Annotated in this window: 5 protein-coding genes; 3 read left to right on the plus strand and 2 right to left on the minus strand. The window is 67.4% G+C overall.

Features of this window, described 5'->3' with window-relative positions; genetic code table 11:
* On the plus strand, window positions 1–814 hold an 814-nt coding region (locus EEB19_RS26205; RefSeq protein ID WP_187590266.1), incomplete at its 5' end, for an HNH endonuclease signature motif containing protein.
* Window positions 815–1054: 240 nt separating this feature from the next.
* Window positions 1055–1774 (plus strand): rhomboid-like protein, encoded by a 720-nt coding sequence (locus tag EEB19_RS26210; RefSeq protein WP_187590267.1) that lies wholly within the window; start codon window positions 1055–1057, stop codon window positions 1772–1774.
* Here the strand turns inward: EEB19_RS26210 and EEB19_RS26215 are convergent.
* Window positions 1738–3849, minus strand: a complete 2112-nt coding sequence (locus EEB19_RS26215; protein ID WP_187590268.1) for a prolyl oligopeptidase family protein — start codon at window positions 3847–3849, stop codon at window positions 1738–1740. The two genes, EEB19_RS26210 and EEB19_RS26215, sit on opposite strands and share 37 nt — an antisense overlap.
* Before the next feature lie 269 nt (window positions 3850–4118).
* Window positions 4119–4604, minus strand: coding sequence for a DinB family protein (locus EEB19_RS26220; protein ID WP_187590269.1), 486 nt, complete (start codon window positions 4602–4604; stop codon window positions 4119–4121).
* Window positions 4605–4779: 175 nt separating this feature from the next.
* On the opposite strand from EEB19_RS26220, the gene EEB19_RS26225 reads away from it, so the two are divergent.
* Window positions 4780–5445, plus strand: a complete 666-nt coding sequence (locus EEB19_RS26225; RefSeq protein WP_187590270.1) for a maleylpyruvate isomerase family mycothiol-dependent enzyme — start codon at window positions 4780–4782, stop codon at window positions 5443–5445.
* Window positions 5446–5579: the final 134 nt, after the last annotated feature.

Here is a 5579-nt window from a genome sequence, read left to right on the forward strand (position 1 = left end):
GGGTTCGCGGGCGGGGGAGCCCAGGGCGACTGCCGCCGATACCGGTGCCGGCAGGGAAGGCGGCGGCGGAGGTGGTGATGGCGCCGATGCGGGTGTCGTTGCTGATCTCGATGCTGGTGCTGGCGCCGGTACGGCTGACGGTGCCGCTCTCGGCCGCAGTGTGGCGGCCGGCGATCCTGCCCGCGCTCAGTCCGAGGACTCCGTCGATGGCCGCCTCGAGGCTGAAGCCGTTGCGGGAGAGTCGGTCGCCGCGAACTCATCGGCCATCGAATGCTCCGAGCTGGTTCAGCCCACGCCGCTGACGATCATCGTCGATCCCACCGGGGCAAGCCCGCCACGGCTCCGCGGATATGGTGCCATCGACCCGGCCAAGGCCGCCGAACTCGCCGAGCATGCGACTGTCCTCAGCCCGCGGCAACCGCGGGTGGCGTCGTCCGGTCTGATCATCACCGACCGCGGGGCGCCGCCGGTCGATCCCTCCGGGCACGGAGGTTTCGCCCAGCCACCTCCGGGTGCGCTGACGTACGCGCCGTCGGCGGGGCTGCGCGGCGACGTGGAGTGTTCGGACAGAACGTGTCGATATCCGCTGTGCACCAAGCCGTCTCATCTGTGCCAGCTCGATCATCTGGTGCCGTTCTACCATGCCGATCCGTTGGCGGGCGGTTGGACGGTGCTGGACAACCTGATCCCGCTCTGCCTGCCCGATCATCAACGGAAGCATTTCGGCCTGTGGATTCCGACGATGCGTACCGACCGGACCATCGTCTGGCGCGACCCGAGAACCGGGTACGAGCTGACGACGTATCCACGGTGATCGCGCGATCATCTTCGCGACCTCATCAACCGCGATCCCGACGTTTCGCCACGAACGTCTTCACCCGGATGGTGACGGCCGGTGGTCAGCGGCAGGGACGCGGCCGGGGACGATGTCGACCTCGGTGCAGTGGCCAAAGGTTGAGTACGGCCGATGACGCACGTCGGATGTCCGACCTCGGTTGCCCGCGCCGAACCGACATACGATGGCACGGTCGGTCGAGGGTGAGAGGTGCCGCCGATGATCGAGGCCACACGAGCGCGCACGCCGCGTCGATGGTTCGTCGCAGTGTGGCGATACCTGCGCAGCGCTCCGCTGACCTTCCTCTGGCTGGCGGTGCTGCTGGTCACGACGGTCGTCCAACGAACACTCACCCCGCACGAACTCGATCGGCTTCTCGGTGAACGCTCGACGAATCTTCACCATCTGAGCACCGATCCGCTCGATGTCCTCGTCACCAGTCTCTTCTGGATCGACGGCGCGTATTGGTTGCCCTACCTCATCCTGTTCTGCCTGTTTCATCGGCCGGCTGAGCGGTGGCTAGGGTCGCTACGTTGGGTGATCGTCGGTCTGAGTGCCCACGTCATCGCGACGTATCTCAGTGAAGGCCTCCTCGGCCTGGCGATCCGCAACGACGCCGCGAGTACCACGCTCATCAACACGACCGACGTCGGTGTCAGTTACTTCCTGGCGGCGATCGTGGGTGTCCTGACCTATCACATCGCCTATCCGTGGCGCTGGATCTATCTCGCCGGCATCCTCGGCGTGTACGCGCTGCCGCTGCTTGTCGACGTCGACTTCACCGAGATCGGCCATCTGACGTCACTGCTCATCGGTCTGGCGTGGTACCCCGTCACGCGTCGTCGGCATGTACCGCCGCCATGGAACCCGCTGACCACCGCGCGTCGGCTGGGGCGCCTGGGTCACTCCGGCGCGAGCGTCCGCCACAAGAACTCGTAGGCGAGCGCCGACTTGAATGCCGCCTGCTTGTTGTCGGCCGCGCCGCCGTGCCCACCCTCGATGTTCTCGTAGTAGGCCACCTCGTGGCCCAGCTCCTCCAGCCGCGCAACGAGTTTGCGTGCGTGACCGGGGTGCACGCGGTCGTCACGCGTGGACGTGGTCACGAGGATATGCGGGTAGTCGACGTCGCGCTGAACGTTCTGATAGGGCGAGAACGGCTCCATGTACGCCCACTGCTCCGGATCGTCGGGATCACCGTACTCGGCCATCCACGATGCGCCCGCGAGCAGCAGGTGATAACGCCGCATGTCGATCAACGGCACTTGGCAGACAAGGGCACCGAACAGTTCCGGATACCGGGTCAGCATCACACCCATCAGCAATCCGCCGTTCGAACCGCCCTGCGCACCAAGCTGTTCGGGCGTCGTCAATCCCTCTGACACCAGGGCCCGGGCCACGCTGGAGAAGTCCTCGTACACCTTATGCCGGCCGGACTTCTGCGCCTGTGTGTGCCACGAGGGACCGTACTCTCCGCCTCCGCGGATGTTGGCGATCACATAGATCCCCCCGCGTGACACCCAACCGCGTCCGGCGACCGCCATGTAGCCCGGCGTCAGCGAATTCTCGAATCCGCCATAGCCGTACAGCAGTGTCGGTCCCGACTGCACATCCGACCGTCGGACGACGAAATACGGGATGGCCGTACCGTCGTCGGAGGTCGCGAATCGTTGTTCGGCGACGACGTCATCGGCGTCGAAGAACGCAGGCGACTGCTTGATCACCTCGACGGCACCGCCGGAGTCGCCGTACAGCAGGCTAGGCGGGGTCGTGAACGAGCTCGCCGACCAGAAGACCTCATCGGAATCGTCCGGGTCGGTGTCGAGCACCGATATGGTTGCCAGTTCCGGCAATCCGGTCGTCGCGATCTCCTCCCAGGTGCCCATGACCAACGTCGACACCTCGGTCTGGACATCGCGCAGCGTGGTCAGGATCAGGTGCGACCGGGTGAACGAGTAGTCGCTCAGACTGGTGTGTGCATCCGGCGCGAACAACACCGTCGCGACGCGACCGCCGGCGAGGAACTCCTCGTACTCGAACACCATGAGCGTGCCCGCGGCGTAACTCTGGTCGCCGATCACCCATTCCGACCGCGGCATCACGAACAGCCAGTCCCAGCGCACCGCCGAGTGTGCATCGGTCGGCACGTCGATGTGGATGAGCTCACCGTCGCGGAGCTCATACCGCAGAGCGTTGAAGAAATCGGTGGAGCGGCTCGCGAAGTGGCGCTCGTAGCCGGGGGTGTTGTCGTAACCGGCGCCCGCCGACACGTCGTCGACCTCACCCGCGTAGACCTCCACCGCCTCCGACAGCGGCGTTCCCCGCGTCCACCGCTTGGTGATCCGCGGGTAGCCGGACGTGGTCAGCGACGATGTCCCGTCGGGCTGCTCACCGAAATCCGTGCCGACGTAGACGGTGTCCTGATCGATCCACCCGATCGACGACTTGTTCTCCGGCAGCACGAAACCGTCCTCGACCCAGCTGCGCGTCTCCAGGTCGAACTCACGCACCACGGTCGCGTCTGCTCCGCCGCGCGACAGCGACACCAGCGCGTGCCGGTACTCCGGCCGCAACACCGTCGCCCCGGACCACACCCAGTTCTCATCCTCGGCCGCGGCGAGGGCATCCACGTCGATGACCACGTCCCACTCCGGCGCATCGGTGAGATACGACTCCAGGGTGGTGCGTCGCCACAGTCCCTTGGGGTTGGCGGCGTCGCGCCAGAAGTTGTAGAGATGGTCGCCGCGACGCCGCACATACGGGATTCGGTCATCGGTGTCGAGGACCTCGAGGGCCTCCGCCTCCAAGACCGGGAACCGACTGCCCGACGTCAGAGCCGAGACCGTGGGTTCGTTGTGCGCACGCACCCATTCGAGCGCATCGTCGCCGGTGACATCCTCCAGCCAGAGATAGGGATCCTCAGGAGCAGAGTTGGCCGCATCGGTCGTCATCGGGGTCCCTTCCGCGGCATCCGGCGCGACGTCTCGTGCTTCAGCGCGTCCGCTCTCATGCTGCATTCTCGTGCGATTCGTTCCTCCGCGACCCTAATGGGTCACGAGTGAGGAGGTCGGCGGCGGCAGGTGACGATGCCGGGCGCGTCCGGCGACAACCCGGACGCGCAACCCCGTCGGCGATCCCCGCGCAACCCCGGCCGCTCCCAGTGCGATCCCGCGCAATTCGGTCGATCCCACGACAATCCGGCCGTTCCCACGACGATCCCGCCGCCACCCCGGCCGCTCCCACTGCGATCCCGCGACGACGCGACGTACCTAACGAGGTCGATCACTCACCGACCGGTCTGCCCGTCGATCAGTTCGCGGAGGATGTCGAGGTGGCCTGCGTGACGGCCCGTCTCCTCGATCATGTGGGTCAGCACCCACCGCATCGACGGAACCGACGACCGTCCCGGTTGGGCGGGCGCGGCAGCCGAGAGGTCGTCGTAGGCATCGATGATCACCGCCGCCTGGTCGATCACCTCGCGGTAGGACGCGACCACCGACGCCACGCTGTCGCGATCGGTGCACCGGAACGTCGCCGGCCAACTGCCGACCTTCTGCTGCAGGAAGTAGAACCCCTCGACGGCGGTCAGATGTCGCACCAGGCCCAGCAGGGTGGTCCCCGACGGAACGCCTGGAGTCCGCGCCGCCGACTCGTCGACGCCATCGAGTTTTCCGGCGACCGACGCACGCAGGTAGTCGAGAAACCCGACCAGCACGTCCTTCTCGGTGGCGCCGGTCGACGGTGGTGATGCATCCTTGCGACGCGCAGACACGGCAGCTCCTCTGTTCGGCTCGCTTCACCGACGTCGGTCCTCGCGCGGTTTCCGCCACGCATCCGGAACTGTCAGCGTAGATGTCCGACGATGAGATTCCCTGTTCATCGAGGTCTGCCCTCGTGACGCCGCGCCGCCAACCCGTGCGCGCTGCCGACATCCGAGGAGATCTGACATGTCGTCGAGCAGGACCATGATCTGGCCGATCGTGCATGCTGAACGCGCCCGTCTCGTCGACGACCTGTCCGGGTTGCCCACCGACGCCTGGGCGACCGCGTCGCTGTGCCCGGGGTGGGACGTGCACGATGTGCTCGCACACCTCGTCGACTCGGCCACGACGACCCGCATCGGCTTCGTCCGCCGCATGATCTCCGCCCGATTCGATTTCGACGCCGACAACGAGCTCGGCATCCGCAGACACAGGCATGCCGATCCGGCCGGCACGCTCGACGCGATGCGAGCCGTGGTCACCGCGACCTCGACTCCACCGGCGGCACCCGCCACGAGGCTGGTGGAGGCCTTCGTCCACGGTGAGGACATCCGCCGACCACTCGGGATCACCGGTGGGTACCCGCCGGCGCCGGTCGTGGAGGCGCTGCGCCACCAGGTGGCGACGTCGGTCTCGATGGGCGGCGGAAAGCAGCGCGTCCGGGGGATGCGCCTCGTGGTCACCGAGACCGGCGAGACGATCGGCGACGACGCCGCGGGCGCCGAGGTGCGCGGCCGCGCGATCGACCTGCTGCTCGCGGTGTCCGGACGCGCCGTCTCGGCCGACGCGTTCGACGGACCGGGCGCGGCGCGCCTGTGCGTCGAGCACTGTCGCCGACCACCGGCCGCGTGACCCGCCTGCCCACGGCCGCATCGCTGCGCGCTGCGTGACCGTCCGCCCACGGCCGCAACGCCGCGCGCCAAGTGACCCACCTACCCACGGCCCCATCGCTGCGCGCTGCGTGACCGTTGCCCACCCCACCACCC

Origin of the sequence: Gordonia sp. OPL2 (assembly GCF_003797825.1) — a bacterium.
Lineage (GTDB): Bacteria > Actinomycetota > Actinomycetes > Mycobacteriales > Mycobacteriaceae > Gordonia.